Annotated in this window: 13 protein-coding genes; 6 read left to right on the top strand and 7 right to left on the bottom strand. The window is 46.2% G+C overall.

The window, feature by feature from the left end; translation table 11 throughout:
- Positions 1-102: 102 nt before the first annotated feature.
- The 4 genes from VL525_RS09355 to VL525_RS09370 all read right to left on the bottom strand — a co-directional run bounded on the left by VL525_RS09355 (position 103) and on the right by VL525_RS09370 (position 2,544).
- Positions 103-888, bottom strand: a complete 786-nt coding sequence (locus tag VL525_RS09355; RefSeq protein WP_325385719.1) for a TPM domain-containing protein — start codon at positions 886-888, stop codon at positions 103-105.
- Positions 889-898: 10 nt separating this feature from the next.
- Positions 899-1,333: a TPM domain-containing protein gene (locus VL525_RS09360; protein ID WP_325385721.1), complete on the bottom strand. Its 435-nt coding sequence runs from the start codon at positions 1,331-1,333 to the stop codon at positions 899-901.
- 87 nt (positions 1,334-1,420) lie between these two features.
- On the bottom strand, positions 1,421-2,011 hold the full coding sequence (locus VL525_RS09365; protein ID WP_325385723.1) for a LemA family protein: 591 nt from the start codon (positions 2,009-2,011) through the stop codon (positions 1,421-1,423).
- A gap of 119 nt (positions 2,012-2,130) precedes the next feature.
- Positions 2,131-2,544 (bottom strand): DUF3830 family protein, encoded by a 414-nt coding sequence (locus VL525_RS09370; protein ID WP_325385725.1) that lies wholly within the window; start codon positions 2,542-2,544, stop codon positions 2,131-2,133.
- A 195-nt stretch (positions 2,545-2,739) separates the two neighbouring features.
- On the opposite strand from VL525_RS09370, the gene VL525_RS09375 reads away from it, so the two are divergent.
- Together VL525_RS09375 and VL525_RS09380 are read left to right on the top strand one after the other, a co-directional pair.
- Positions 2,740-5,031, top strand: a complete 2,292-nt coding sequence (locus VL525_RS09375) for a GH92 family glycosyl hydrolase (protein WP_325385727.1) — start codon at positions 2,740-2,742, stop codon at positions 5,029-5,031.
- 160 nt (positions 5,032-5,191) lie between these two features.
- A complete protein-coding gene (locus VL525_RS09380) occupies positions 5,192-6,586 on the top strand; it encodes an alpha-L-fucosidase (protein ID WP_325385729.1) in 1,395 nt (464 codons plus the stop codon).
- Between the two features lie 267 nt (positions 6,587-6,853).
- Here VL525_RS09380 and VL525_RS09385 read toward each other — a convergent pair whose 3' ends face one another.
- Positions 6,854-7,417 (bottom strand): RNA polymerase sigma factor, encoded by a 564-nt coding sequence (locus VL525_RS09385; protein WP_325385731.1) that lies wholly within the window; start codon positions 7,415-7,417, stop codon positions 6,854-6,856.
- A gap of 283 nt (positions 7,418-7,700) precedes the next feature.
- Here VL525_RS09385 and VL525_RS09390 point away from each other — a divergent pair, with 283 nt between their 5' ends.
- The 4 genes from VL525_RS09390 to VL525_RS09405 all read left to right on the top strand — a co-directional run bounded on the left by VL525_RS09390 (position 7,701) and on the right by VL525_RS09405 (position 11,805).
- Complete coding sequence (locus VL525_RS09390; RefSeq protein ID WP_325385733.1) at positions 7,701-8,927, top strand: sterol desaturase family protein; 1,227 nt, start codon at positions 7,701-7,703, stop codon at positions 8,925-8,927.
- Between the two features lie 97 nt (positions 8,928-9,024).
- Complete coding sequence (locus VL525_RS09395) at positions 9,025-10,575, top strand: NAD(P)/FAD-dependent oxidoreductase (protein ID WP_325385735.1); 1,551 nt, start codon at positions 9,025-9,027, stop codon at positions 10,573-10,575.
- 312 nt (positions 10,576-10,887) lie between these two features.
- Entirely contained in the window at positions 10,888-11,379 is a 492-nt protein-coding gene (locus VL525_RS09400) for a hypothetical protein (RefSeq protein WP_325385737.1), read from the top strand.
- A gap of 60 nt (positions 11,380-11,439) precedes the next feature.
- Entirely contained in the window at positions 11,440-11,805 is a 366-nt protein-coding gene (locus tag VL525_RS09405; RefSeq protein WP_325385739.1) for a CoA-binding protein, read from the top strand.
- Positions 11,806-12,015: 210 nt separating this feature from the next.
- Here VL525_RS09405 and VL525_RS09410 read toward each other — a convergent pair whose 3' ends face one another.
- Both VL525_RS09410 and VL525_RS09415 read right to left on the bottom strand, forming a co-directional pair.
- Complete coding sequence (locus tag VL525_RS09410; protein WP_325385741.1) at positions 12,016-12,522, bottom strand: exonuclease; 507 nt, start codon at positions 12,520-12,522, stop codon at positions 12,016-12,018.
- Positions 12,523-12,607: 85 nt separating this feature from the next.
- The gene (locus VL525_RS09415) at positions 12,608-13,990 is read right to left on the bottom strand and encodes a methyltransferase RsmF C-terminal domain-like protein (RefSeq protein ID WP_325385743.1); all 1,383 of its coding nucleotides are present in this window, start codon (positions 13,988-13,990) and stop codon (positions 12,608-12,610) included.
- Positions 13,991-14,464: the final 474 nt, after the last annotated feature.

A 14,464-nucleotide genomic window follows, 5' to 3' on the forward strand; every position in this document is an offset into this window, starting at 1 on the left:
TAGAATGACTGAATTACTGAGTTGCTAAAATACCATCAAATTTCAAAATCACGCATTCAATAATTCAATAACTCAATAAATCATTAATTCAATAATTAACACTTACCAGCTTCCGCTTGAACCGCCACCGCCGAAGTCGCCCCCGCCGAAACCGCCAAAGCCCCCGCCGCCGCTATCTCCGCCGCCACCGCCCGAGAAGCCGCCCCAGCCACCGCCGCCGCTTCCGCGACCCAGCATACTGCCGGCCAGGAACCACCAGAACGGGCTTGCTCCGCCACGGCTGTCTATGATCTGTCCGCCGCCGCCGCGATTGCGGAATATGATAATTAGGATAACCACGATGATAACGACGAGTGCAAGAATATTGCCGCCCTGTACGCCATGTTCCTTAGCTTTTTTTGCTGCCTTATATTCGCCTTTGCTGTATTTAACAATGTCATCTACAGCGGCGTTAAGTCCCGCGTAATACTCATTGTTTTTAAAATGAGGCTTCATGTCGTTCTCGATGATCTCATGCGTAATGGCGTCAGGTATCGAGCCTTCCAGGCCATAGCCGGTCTGTATCGACATTTTGCGGTCGCCCATGGCAACCAGTATCAGCAAGCCGTTGTTCTTCCCTTTTTGGCCTATTCCCCAGCTGCGGCCCACTTTTTGGGCGTATTCATTTATATCGTACTCCCCAACCGATTTAATGATGAGAATAGCGATCTGTGTTGACGTAGAATCGTCAACATTGACAAGTTTGTTTTCAAGCGCCTGCTTATCGGCATCCGAAAGCGTGTTGGTATAGTCGGTAACCAGCGTGCTTGGTTTGTCGGGCAGTTGCTGCGCAAAGGCCGGCAGTACGCAAAGCAGCAGGCTGCAAAATATAACGAGCTTTTTGAACATCTTTTTAGGTTTATTTACCATCCATAAAGGCTATATCATCCGGCAATTCGTTTTTGCCATCCGACTGATGAGGAAAGAATTTCTGAAGGTGCTCGCCGGCAATTTCCAGGCCGACAACGATACCCTCCACTAATTCGCCGTATTTAAAATGGCTCAGCATTTTTTCCTTTACATCGTCCCAAAAATTTTCTGGCACTAACTTATTAAGCCCACGGTCGCCAATGATAGCGAACTTGCGGTCGACCGTTGCCAGGTAGATCAGCACACCATTACGAAGACGCGTTTTATGCATATCCAGTTGATGGAAATACCTCGCTGCACGGTCCAGCGGGTCCTCGCTGCATGTTTTTTCGATACAGATGCGGATCTGGCCCGAAGTGTTCCGTTCGGCGTCTTCTATCGCTTTGCGGATGCGCAGTTGCTCTTCTTCATTAAATATTGCCATAGGCTTAATGATTGAATTAATGAATTATTGAATTATCGAATATAGGCTAATTTGATTCAGCTATTCAATAATTCAATAACCCGATAATTAGAACTTAACGGAAGGAGCCTTATCTGAACCTGCTTCGGCCTGGAAACTGCCCTTTTGCTGGAAACCGGTCATATTGGCGATAATACTGCTTGGGAACGAACGTATTTTGGTATTATAATCCTGCACAGCATTATTGAAATCCATACGCGATACCTTGATGCGGTTCTCGGTGCCTTCCAGTTGGACCTGCAAAGCGCTAAAGTTATCATTGGCTTTCAGCTCGGGATATTTTTCCGATGCAACAAGCAGGCGGCCCAAAGCGGTGCTTAATTGCCCCTGTGCAGCCTGGAATTTCTGGATAGCGGCCGGATCGAGCTTAGAGGCGTCTACCTGTATCGAAGTGGCTTTTGCGCGGGCATTGGTTACATCAACCAAAGTGCTTTTTTCAAAATTAGCTGCACCCTTTACAGTTTCCACCAGGTTAGGGATCAGGTCGGCACGGCGCTGGTAGTCGGCCTGCACGGTTCCCCATTTTGCTTTGACAGTTTCATCAAGCGACACCATTTTGTTGTAGCTGGAAACGCCACCGCATCCGCCTATTAAAAGGACAAATAAAATTACGCCTATAACGATATACGAAGTTTTCATGTTTTTTAATTCTAATTGATTTTTCAGTTGAATTTACAACTTTGATTACAAAACCCATACCGTTGTTACAAATTCTTATTGCGTTTGCCACTCTGTCATTAAAATGGATGCCCATCAGGTCAATCAAGCGTCATAAAAGTCAGCTCTTTTACGCCCTGTTTCCATATGTCTTCGCCCAGTTGTTTGAGCAAGGGCATATCCTCGTCAAAAACCTTCGCAAAAATATTACAGCAATCAAGTCCTTTGCCCTCGCCGTAATAAATGCCCATGCAATCAGCAGTTTTGGTACGGGCCGGTTTCATCGGCCCATAAACTACTTCGCCGGGCTTAGTAAATACCGAGGCATTTTCTTGGATGATATCCAGTTCGGGTGCGTTATCGATCCATATTTCCTGTCCCGAAACTCTTGCATGCATGAAAGTACGTGTAAATGGCAGCAGGGCAGCGAACGCACGGCAGGTTACAGGGGCATCAGCATAGAACCTGAAGCGGATGGTGTTATTGTTTGTTGTTGTTATTTGAAAACCGGTCATAAGTTTATCAGTCGATACTTGTTTTGCACAAGCAGGGTTGCTTCAAAGTTACGCCCTGAACGCCAAAATTCATCAGGCTCCTTACATTTGTTTCGCAGGTGTGGTGCGCAATGTATGAAATCGGATTGCAACAATCCGCTCACAAAAACAATAAAGCAATCCAACAATAAAGCAATACGGCTATATTTGAAGCCGATGAAAAGACTCTTCCTATCTATACTCGCCGCCCTGCCCGTATTGGCATCGGCGCAAAGCAAGTCATCTGATAATTTAGTTCAATATGTGCACCCTATCATTGGTACACAGCGCATGGGGCACGTGTACCCCGGGGCTACGGTGCCTTTTGGCATGGTGCAGCTTAGTCCGGAGACGGATACTGTGGGTTACGAGCTGGACGGTCATTACAATCCCAAAGTATACAGCTACTGTGCCGGGTACCAGTATGATGATAAAACCATCGTTGGCTTTAGCCATACGCATTTCAGCGGCACGGGGCACTCGGACCTGGGCGATTTCCTTATTATGCCAACTGTTGGCACATTGAAACTAAATCCCGGCACGGCAGATAAACCCGGCAGCGGCTACAGGTCGGCGTTTTTGCACGCCAACGAGGTAAGCGAGGCAAATTATTACAAGGTGAAGCTGGACGACTATCATATTTTAGCCGAAATGACCACCACCACCCGCGTAGGTTTTCATCAGTATACTTTCCCTAAATCGGATAACGCGCATATCATCCTCGACCTGATGGCGGGTATCTATAACTACCCCGATAAAAACGTCTGGACCTATGTACGTTTTATCAATGACAGTACGCTGGTGGGCTACCGTTCAACCAATGGCTGGGCGCGCACACGTACGTTGTATTTCGCGCTGAAATTCTCGAAACCATTCATCAGTCACGGCTATAAGAAATATGACAAGCGCGAAGTTTACGGCGGTTTCTGGGGGCAGTTTAACCGTACGCCAAACTTTCCAGAGATAGCCGGAAGGCAAATAAGGGCTTACTTCGATTTCAAGACCAACGAAGGGGAGAAGATCAAGCTGAAAATGGCCTTGTCGCCGGTGAGCATGGATAATGCCCTTGCCAATATGGAGGCCGAATGCCCGGGGTGGGATTTTGACGAGGTGAAAGCCGATGGGCAGCAGCAATGGGAAAAGGAACTGCACAAGATCGTGATTGACGGCAGCCAGGCCGATAAGGAAAATTTTTACACCTCCATGTATCATGCCATGATAAACCCAACCATTTATATGGATGTGAACGGAGAGTACGAGGGGCTTGACAAGAACATGCATAAGGCGGACGGCTTTACCAATTATACTACATTTTCGCTGTGGGATACGCACCGCGCACTGCACCCGCTGTTTAATATAATCGATCCGAAGCGCAACGCGGATATGGTGCAAAGCATGCTGGCGCATTACGACCAAAGCCCGGAGCACATGCTGCCGGTTTGGAGCAACTCGGCTAACGAGAACTGGTGCATGAGCGGCTATCACAGCGTATCGGTTATAGCCGATGCCGTGGTAAAAGGCAATGCTCCTTTCGACGCGAATAAGGCACTGGATGCCTGCGTGGCGACAGCCGACCACCGCGATTATGCCGGCATAGGTTATTACATCGACATGGGCTACATACCTGACGAGAAGAGCGGAGTTTCGGTTTCTTCAACGCTGGAATATGCTTACGATGATTGGTGCATAGCGCAAATGGCCAAAAAACTTGGACGGCAGGATGTTTATGACAGGTTTATCAAGCGGTCGCAGAACTGGAAGAATGTGTACGACCCCAAAAGTGGCTTTATGCACCCACGGCTGGCCGACGGTACTTTCCGCAAAAATTTCGATCCGTTCACCACAAATAACATGGGATTTATAGAGGGCAACGCCTGGAACTACACGCTTTACGTGCCGCACGACCCGAAAGGGCTGATACAGGCAATGGGCGGCAATAAACGCTTTGTTACTTATATCGACAGCCTGTTCAGCTATAACCTGCCCGATAAATACTTCGCCGAAACCGAGGATATTACAAAGGATGGCATCATCGGCAACTATGTGCATGGCAACGAACCATCGCACCACGTAGCGTACCTGTACGACTGGACCGACAAGCCATGGAAAACACAGGAAAAGATACGCCTGATATTAAAAAACCAGTATAAACCGGCACCAGACGGACTTGGAGGAAACGACGATACCGGGCAAATGAGCGCCTGGTATATATTCAGCTCGATGGGCTTTTATCCTGTAGCACCCGGAAGCGACCAGTATGCCATCGGCAGTCCGGCGGTTAGTAAAGCGGTCATCAACCTGGATAACGGCAAAACATTCACCATCAACGTAAAAAACCAGGGTGAAAAGAATGTATATGTACAGAAGATACTATTGAACGGCAAACAGCTGAACGGTTATTTTATTTCTTATTCGGATATTATAAATGGGGGAGAGATGACGTTTGTGATGTCGTCGAAACATAAATAATGATTGGTTATTGGGGCTTTAACGGCACGCGTGACTATTGACGGGGGTTAACATGGTTAACACAATTTAACCTATTTTAAAGATAATCACCTCATTGTCAATATAATAATAAAAAAGGGTGTAAACCACGATTTTTGGAACTATTACTTATAACTGTCAAATGCCAAAGAAAATAACACTTTTCACTTCGATCCTGATAGCCTGTAGCCTGATTGCGAACAGTCAGCAGAAACCATTACAGCAATTGCAGCAGCAATTTGTCGATCTCCGCTTCGGCATGTTCATCCATTTCAATATCCCAACCTATATGAACCAGGATTGGGCCGACCCGGATGCGAAGGCTGCTATATTCAATCCCACCAGTGTGGATTGTGACCAATGGGCCAAAGCCGCTAAATCGGCCAACATGACCTACGGTTGTTTAACCACCAAACACCATAGCGGCTTTTGTATATGGGACACCAAAACAACGGATTATAACGTGATGCATAGTCCTTACAAAAAGGACATCGTGCGCCAGTTTGTGGATGCATTCCGGAAGAACGGGCTGAAGGTTATGTTGTATTATTCCATACTTGATACCCACCACCGTTTGCGCCCTCATAAAATTACACCCGCGCATATCAAAATGATCAAAGGCCAGTTAACCGAACTGTTGAGCAACTATGGGCCGATAGAAGCTTTGATTATAGACGGCTGGGATGCACCCTGGTCGAGGATATCGTATGACGATGTGCCGTTTGAAGAGATATATCACCTGGTAAAGAAGCTGCAGCCAAACTGTGTTATCATGGACCTGAACGGCGCCAAGTATCCTGCGCAGGGCATGTATTATACCGATATCAAAACTTATGAGATGGGCGCCGGTCAGCGGGTGTCCAAAGATGGCAACACCATGCCCGCCCTGGCCTGTTTGCCGTTACAAAAGAGCTGGTTCTGGAAAACATCATTCCCTAATGAACCCACAAAGGACCCCGAAAAACTGGTGAACGACCTCATCAAACCGCTAAACAACGCCGACGTGAATTTCATCCTGAACGTGGCCCCTAACAGGGATGGCCGGTTTGACGATAATGCACTGGCATCGCTGAAAAAAATTGGAGAACTATGGCACAACGAAGGTCCGGAACCAACCCTGCCAAAACTGGATGCGCCGGTCATTTCGCATAACATCGCCAAAAATAAGCCCAGCAATTCCAGCTGGGGCGATGACGACAATATTATGGACTTGGCCAATGATGATGATTTTACCACATCGTGGGTATCAAATACCACCGTCGATAAGCCCTGGTGGGAAGTTGACCTGGGCAAAGAAACGGCATTCAACACCATATCCATAGCCCAGGATAAACCGCGCATCAGCGATTATGTGCTGGAATATTACCATGCAGGTACCTGGAAACCGGTGTTCAACGGTACCAATACCAAACAGGTAAAAGTGAACCGCTTTAAAACGGTAACCGGCAGTAAAGTACGGATCAGGATATTAAAATCAGATGGACAGCCGTCAATTGCGGAGTTTGGGGTGTATAATGAGGTTAAAGGACAAAGGTAAAAGGCTAAAGGTTCTAATTCTTTGTCACATGATTATCTTTGAATCTGTAACCCTTAACCTTTCAGCTTTAATCTTTCACCTCTTTCGGCCCAAATACAAAAAGGCAATGATGCTGAGTATCATTGCCGCGGTAAAGAATATGGCCACCCTCCATACGTCCATTTACACTCGTTTTGGTTTTGTTCGCCACCTTTGGCGAAGACTATATATATTGATGGATTGATTGCTCGTTATAAAACCCTCTTCTTTAGAGAAGGCAGCATGGGCCTACCCCGCCAAGCAATACCTCTCGCTGCTGGTAAGCTGCATCAGCTTTTCTTTAAGGATATTGCGCGCCCGGTAAAGCGTAGTGCGCGACAGCAATTCGGTAATACCCAGCTTAGTGCCTATTTCCTGGTGCGAATACCCCTCGATAGCGTACAGGTTGAATACCGAACGGTACACCTGTGGTAACTGCTGCACCAGTTTCATCAGGTCGTTTACCTCCAGGTTATTAGCATTGGTGGATGCACCAGAATCCATATCGTTTTCGGCCATGTCCTCAACCAGCACCATAGGTTTCAGCTTGCGGTAGCGCGAGATGGCGGTGTGCACCATAATGCGGCGTATCCAGCCTTCCAGGTTTCCGTCGCCGCGGTATTTATGTACGTTATTAAACATCTTGATAAAGCCTTCCTGCAATATATCCTGTGCTTCGTCGCGGTCGTTGGCATAACGCATACACACGGCCAGCATTTTGGGTGCAAGCGCACGGTATAAAGCTTCCTGTTGTTTGCGGTCGTTTTGCAGGCATCCTTCCCACATCCGGCTCAAGTTGTTATCGATATTCATGATATTACTTATTTGATACACCTATGCCAATGTGTGTGCCATTTGGCAAACAATTGATTTTCAAATAATTAAAATTTAACTCAACTACGAAAGCGTTCGGAATCGTACAGTGGGTGAAACAAAAGCGGACGTTTTTCACCCCTTTGCCAAAACGGCGTTTTTAGGGTAGTGCCAGCCATTGGCGAAATTTATGCAACCGGCAACACGCCAATGCGGTATAAATGAAGGTAATGTCAACGAAGTTTTTAATTTTGTTGACACTGTTTGGTATTTATGACAATAAATGAGTTTTAAAAAGCCGGGTAAAAATTGGAAGGGTGCCGAGAACGTGATCTTCGCTTTCGCCATTGGCTTTGTTATGTACAAACTGCTGTCGTCTTACTGGCTGTATATGCGTGCCTCTGTACATGGGCAAGGATATATCGGCGCAATAATTGCCCCTTTCATAGCGCACGATTATCATATGAGCGCTATTGCCGTGATGGCTATATTGAACGCAACGCTCGTTTTAGGTGAAATCATATTTTTCGTTATTCACCTTTTCAGGCACGAAGGGAATGCCCTTAAGGGGCGTAGCCGGCTCAAAGCTATCTTTAACAAACTCTCTGTAAATTATAAACCCTCTTTCATGGCGATGCTGATCCACCAGCTTTTGCCAAAGCTTATCCTCATCAATATGTTTTGGATATGGGCGCCTCATTTTCAGAAACTTGCCCTTTTTACAGTTAGCTTAACCTGGTACAACTGGATATATGGTTATATATGCTGGGAACTCTCTTCGTGGATATTCCATTTTACTTGTCATCGCGTACGGTTATTATGGTGTATACATGCGCCGCACCATGCGCCGGTCCAGATCAATATGGCGGTAAACTGGGTTCATTTTTTTGCGGAAGGTTATTATTCTGTGTTTATTCATTTGCTTATTTTAACGCTTTTAGGTGTCAACCCGGTTATGTTCATAGTTCTGCTGTCTATCGACAACGTGTGGGGGATATTTGTTCATGTTAGTGAAGACAGCTTGAAAAACGGGCAAATGGGCCTGCTGCAGCATTTGGTTATCACACCGTCGCACCACCGGGTGCACCATTCAAAAAACCCGCTGTACATCGACACCAATTTTGCTTCGGCCCTGCCCGTATGGGATTGGATATTCGGCACATTGCAACCGTTTAAAAAGGAGGTGAAAGCAGAGTATGGTGTAACGCGCGATCTGGATATTACCAATTTCACCGACCTTTATTTTGGAGAGATATACCTGTTGTGGCGCGATGTAAAAAATGCACGCGGGTTCAAAAATAAATTACTGTATATCTTCATGCCTCCTGGATGGACGCCTGTATCTGCCGATAAAACAGCGTCTGCTTTACGGGGTGGTTTTTTGAAAACAAACCCTGAATTGGGTGTTACCAGCAGGAACAGGTTGTTAAAGGCGATCAGGTTTTTGTTAAAACCGGGCAAGCTGAAAACGGAAGAACCTGCGCCGGTTTTCGTTCAAAACGAGGGGTAACTAATGGCAAGTCAGAAAGGCAACTGATCACTATTCACCAATCTCTGATCACTATTCGTTACCTTTGTCCTATCCCGGATAAAAACCGGGCAACAGCATGATCAAAGAGACCGAAATTGTCTGCCAGCCGGAGCAGCACGGGGACGAAGCCGCTTTAAAAAAACTCGCCGCCTCAGCCTTAAATATATCAGCCAATCAAATTAGTGGTCTAAAAATTCTCAAGCGCTCTATCGATGCGCGCGGCCGTAAGGTGGTTTACCGGATGCAGGTGCGGGCATTTATTAACGAGGCTTATCAGCCCGAAAGCTATATCATTAAATATCCCAATGTAAAAAACGCCAGGCCGGTTATTATTATAGGTGCCGGTCCGGCAGGGTTATTTGCCGCTTTGCAATGTATTGAATCAGGTTTAAAACCGATTATTTTAGAACGCGGCAAGGATGTAAAACAGCGCCGCCGCGACCTGGCCAATATCAACAAGAAAGGCTTGGTAAACCCGGAATCAAACTATTGCTTCGGCGAAGGCGGCGCAGGAACGTATTCGGACGGGAAACTATACACCCGATCCACGAAGCGCGGCGATGTGAACCAGGTGCTAAAAACCTTCGTGGCGCACGGCGCCGATGAAGATATTTTGATAGATGCGCGGCCGCATATCGGCACCAACAAATTGCCTGGCATTATTACCGCTATGCGCGAATCTATTCAGAACGCCGGCGGCGAGGTGCATTTTGATACTAAGGTAACCGGGTTAATGGTTGAATTTGGCAAGATCAAAGGCGTAAAAATAACCGGTGGCGAAGCCCGGAAAGCCGATGCCGTGATTTTAGCCACGGGCCATTCGGCGCGTGATATTTTTGGGATGCTGCACCGCCAAAATATCCTGATTGAAGCCAAGCCCTTTGCCCTGGGCGTGAGGATAGAGCACCCGCAGGAAATTATTGATAGAGCGCAATACCATTGCGAGGACAGGGGCGAATACCTGCCACCATCTTATTATAGTTTGGTGGAACAGGTCGAGGGTCGTGGTGTGTTCTCCTTTTGCATGTGCCCGGGCGGTATTATTGCACCCTGTGCTACGGAAGACAAAGAGATCGTAGTGAATGGCTGGAGCCCGTCGAAAAGGAATAACCCTTATGCTAATTCGGGTACGGTGGTGCAGATCAATTTGGAAGATGTTAAGGGCGATGATGGCGATCCTTTCAAACTGCTCCGCTTTCAGCAGGAGATAGAGCAAATAGCATTTACCGCCGGCGGTGGCAATTTAGTGGCCCCGGCACAGCGCATGGTGGATTTTGTACAGGGACGCATTTCTGCCGATCTGCCGAAAAACTCTTACCTGCCCGGTACAAAAACCATAAATTTGGACGAAGTCTTGCCGGGTTGGATAGCCGGGCGGTTAAGGAAAGCCTTACCGGTATTTGGCCAGAAGATGAAGGGTTATTATACCAACGAAGCGATTTTGGTGGGTGTAGAATCGCGTACATCGTCGCCGGTGAAAATACCAAGGGATAAAGAAACCTTGCAGCACCCGCAGGTGCAGGGTTTATTCCCATGCGGAGAAGGGGCCGGTTATGCAGGCGGAATTATTTCGGCGGCGATAGACGGGATAAATTGTGCGGTAGCAGCGGCGAAAATGTTGGCCTGACCCCTCCCAGCCTCCCCTAAGGATAGGGGAGGAGCTTTTTATTCTCTCCTTAAATTTAGGGAGAGATGTCGACATGGTCGACAGAGTGGGTAAAAATGCGTAAGCGATAGCAATGGATACCGGCCCATGAGCGTAAAGCCTGCAGGCGTATGAATGGATAGCGCGACCCGAAGGGGTACGCCCAAAATTGACTGAATCAGAATTTTAGAATTTCCTGAATCCTACAGATTCGGCCAGGCTTTAATTCTGCTAATTCATTAATTCTGTAAATTCTGATTCTGACAATAAGCACAAATACAATTTAAACAAACTATGACGACATCAGAAAAATTAAACCACGCGCTCCAAAACGTCCTCTCCGGCGATCCCTGGTATGGCAATTCTGTTTACAGTATTATAGACGGGGTTAGCTTCGAGACAGCGTTTGAGAAGGCGCCCGGCGCAGCGCACACCATTGCCGAAATTGTGCTGCACATGCTTAGCTGGACGGAAGAGGTGCTGGACAGGCTGAACGGCAAGGAAGCGAGCCAGCCCCTGAGCGGCGACTGGCCGCCTGTAGGTGCGCCTGATGAACAAAAATGGCACAATTATGTTAATGATCTGAAGCTGGTGAATGTAAATTTGTCCGGTGTTATTCTGAACTTTCCCGAAGAACAATGGGTGGAATTAATGAATGAGAAGCGCGAACCTGGCCTGGGTACTGGTGTAACCAATGAAGAATTAGTAAACGGTTTGATACTGCATCACGTATACCATGCAGGGCAAATAGCGATATTGACAAGAATTATACAGGTTTATGAATAGCGATTACATCGATTGTAACATGACTACGCTGATCAAAATCGGTGAAATCAAACAAATAAAATGAGCAATAAAAAAACATTGGTGCTGGGTGCCACACCCACCGAGGGTCGTTACGCAAACCTTGCCGCCAACCGGCTGGTGCGCAGCGGACACAGCATAGTGAATGTAGGAGTACGAACAGGAGAAGTGGCTGGAGTACCTATTGAAAAGCCGGAAGCCATACACCGGGATATTGATACCATTACTTTATATGTAGGTCCGCAAAACCAAAAAGGTCTTTACAATTATATTTTAGAAACCAATCCCAAACGGATCATCTTTAATCCCGGCACCGAAAATTCGGAACTGCGCCGCCTGGCTACTGAAAAAGGCATTGAAACCGAATATGCGTGTACTTTAGTTTTACTTTCAATAGGGCAATATTAAAACTCCCTCTCCCTTGGAGAGGGCTGGGGTGAGGCTAAACCGATTATGCCTGTACGCTGGTGCTGTTGTCGATAGGGCAATATTGAGGTTTTTGATTAGGGCATTTCCCGCTTAACGGCGGGCCGGGCTGGTACGTCGCCTGCAAGGCTTTAAGCACGGGGCCGGTTCCGCTGCCATCCCTAATGCGATACAGGCATAACATAACTCGCTCTAAAATTTGATCTTTAGCCCGTATTCTCGTTTCATTGTCAACAATGCTTCTGCATTTCCTCTTGCATCGTCAACTGGGTTGTGCGTATGCTTTGTTTTTCGCAAATGCTTAAATGTTGTGAAAGTATCCTTTTCTATACCCTTGTACAAGCTCCCCAGATTTTGCGAACTAAAACCAAATGGATTGTTCCCCGTGAAATGGTGGAAATACCAGCAAATAAACATCCAGTCGAATCCGTTATTGTCACTTATGAAGATAGGCCTGTCTTTGCAAACTGTTTTAATCCACACTGCAAAATCAGCCATCACGTTTGCTGGGTCTTCAAAATTCGCTACTTCTTCGCGAGAGTGCCCGGACACAGCTAGTGCTTCGGGGTCATACTTTTCAGATATAGGTTTCAGTTTACCATAAAAAGTTTTGTCAAGTTCATCGTTCACCAGGACAGCGCCAAAAGAAATCATCGAATAGTCGCCTGGTATTGGGCCATCGCTTTCGATGTCTACCATTATATATGCCATAAGTTTATTATATTAATATGCTACATAATATAATAAAAAAATGTCAAATAGTCAAATCGATATTTTTTAAACGTCAATCTCTAATAGATATCTGAGTAGTTAATATCCTTATCTCCTTCGGATAATAATTATTGATCCTGTTCGGCAGCAACTTCGCCCAGCCCAGCGGGTGGTCTTCGTAAGTCATCAGGCTCCAGCCTTTATCATTTATATTAAGGCCGGTAATATTATCCCGGCGCAGGTATTGTATCGCCTGCTCTCTGGTCAGTTCGGTTTGCAGGAACTTGTTTTTATTAATGATCAGGCTTAAGGCCAGTTCATGGTCGGGTATCAGGTCGCGTCCGGCCAGTTTCCCAATCCGTACACCTGATTTTTTGATGTATAAAAATTGAGATAAAGTTGCCATACTTTCTTTATGCACCTTATCTATGGCCAGCCAATCATCGTTCACCTTAAAGTAATAGCAGTTGTCCGGCTCGTTGATATAAGGTTTTACCAGGTCGGCTTCTTTATAGTTGGCCTTTTGCTGTTCCTTGTATTTGGTATTGGGCATTTCACCGGTATTCTCTTTTTTACGCAGACAGGCTGCGAACAAACCTTCGCCTTTTACCTTGCCGGGATAAAAGCGGTAGCCCCAGGCTTTGTGCTTTTCGGACTGGCTTTCCACTATGCCCCATTCTGTATCTGCAGGTATCCGGATACTTTCCAGTTCAAAAGTATCACAAAGCCAGTCTATTATATGCTCATTTTCCTGTACCGAGTAGGAGCAGGTACTATATATAAGATAACCATCCTCTTTTAAAGCCGGGTAAACATCGGCTAAAATACGTTCCTGTCGCTGCTGGCAAAGGTTAACGTTGCTCTCACTCCATTCGTTCATGGCATCCGGGTCCTTACGAAACATACCCGAACCCGAACAAGGAGCATCAACTAATATGATATCGAAAAAGCCTTTCAGCCGGCCAAAGTCTTTCGGATCGTTATTAGTGACGATGGTATTGGATGGCCCCCAGCGCGTCAGGTTATCGGTAAGCACCGGTACGCGTGTTTTAATGATCTCGTTGGCTACCAGCAGGTCATCCTTATTAATAACAGAACTGATCAGTGTGCTTTTGCCCCCCGGCGCAGCACAAAGGTCGAGCACTTTGACAGATTCTTCGCTTTTTATATGATTCAGGATGTGTCCTATAAACATGGACGATGCCTCTTGCACATAATAACACCCGGCGTGAAATAAAGGGTCGAAGGTGAACGACGGGCGGCTATCCAGGTAGTAACCTTCGCCGCACCACGGAACCCGGGTGTTGGTTGGGGCTGGTATTTTCTTAAACGGATTGAGCCGGACAGAGGTGATCGCATCGGCCGATTGGTGCGCTTCGATAAAATTTTCGCGGTCAAATCCCGGCGAGCCGGATAATTGTGAAATAAAATTTGGCGGAAATTTGGCAGCGTTCATATTAGTTTTCAAAGATACGAAACAGTGGGTTGTGACAAATTGGTTTTCGATGATAATTCATACTGCTTAGTTTACAACAGGTTAAACATTAATTTAATATTTCTTTTGGCAGGTCGCGGGATTCTCCTTACATTTGTCTCCCCTTCCACAAAAAGGGTTGTTTTTTGAAAGATTCGGAGTAAAAAAAATATATTTGAAAAAAGTGAAAATAGCACTTGACACATATACTAAATTATTCCCATCTTTGCAGCCGCTTCGGTAACGAGGCAAATAGCTAAAAAATTTAAATCCTGCGGGATTTTAAATAAAAGTTCACTGCGACAGTGAACAATAAAAGTTCTTTAAGAAACTGGAATAATCAATAAAGCGCAGCGGGGTATAGAATCCTAAGGGAAGATATACACTGTCAATTTAAGAAGGATAGGGATACTGTAAAGAAGACAGGTGAAAGGAGAAAGGTAAAAAGGGAAAGGT

This window comes from Mucilaginibacter sp., assembly GCF_035492695.1.
Lineage (GTDB): Bacteria > Bacteroidota > Bacteroidia > Sphingobacteriales > Sphingobacteriaceae > Mucilaginibacter.

Coding starts and splice junctions, on each gene's coding strand:
- VL525_RS09405 (WP_325385739.1), top strand. CDS start 11,440: ATGAGCAATAAAAAAACATTGGTGCTGGGTGCCACACCCACCGAGGGT.
- VL525_RS09395 (WP_325385735.1), top strand. CDS start 9,025: ATGATCAAAGAGACCGAAATTGTCTGCCAGCCGGAGCAGCACGGGGAC.
- VL525_RS09380 (WP_325385729.1), top strand. CDS start 5,192: ATGCCAAAGAAAATAACACTTTTCACTTCGATCCTGATAGCCTGTAGC.
- VL525_RS09390 (WP_325385733.1), top strand. CDS start 7,701: ATGAGTTTTAAAAAGCCGGGTAAAAATTGGAAGGGTGCCGAGAACGTG.
- VL525_RS09385 (WP_325385731.1), bottom strand. CDS start 7,417: ATGAATATCGATAACAACTTGAGCCGGATGTGGGAAGGATGCCTGCAA.
- VL525_RS09400 (WP_325385737.1), top strand. CDS start 10,888: ATGACGACATCAGAAAAATTAAACCACGCGCTCCAAAACGTCCTCTCC.
- VL525_RS09370 (WP_325385725.1), bottom strand. CDS start 2,544: ATGACCGGTTTTCAAATAACAACAACAAACAATAACACCATCCGCTTC.
- VL525_RS09360 (WP_325385721.1), bottom strand. CDS start 1,333: ATGGCAATATTTAATGAAGAAGAGCAACTGCGCATCCGCAAAGCGATA.
- VL525_RS09355 (WP_325385719.1), bottom strand. CDS start 888: ATGTTCAAAAAGCTCGTTATATTTTGCAGCCTGCTGCTTTGCGTACTG.
- VL525_RS09375 (WP_325385727.1), top strand. CDS start 2,740: ATGAAAAGACTCTTCCTATCTATACTCGCCGCCCTGCCCGTATTGGCA.
- VL525_RS09410 (WP_325385741.1), bottom strand. CDS start 12,522: ATGGTAGACATCGAAAGCGATGGCCCAATACCAGGCGACTATTCGATG.
- VL525_RS09415 (WP_325385743.1), bottom strand. CDS start 13,990: ATGAACGCTGCCAAATTTCCGCCAAATTTTATTTCACAATTATCCGGC.
- VL525_RS09365 (WP_325385723.1), bottom strand. CDS start 2,011: ATGAAAACTTCGTATATCGTTATAGGCGTAATTTTATTTGTCCTTTTA.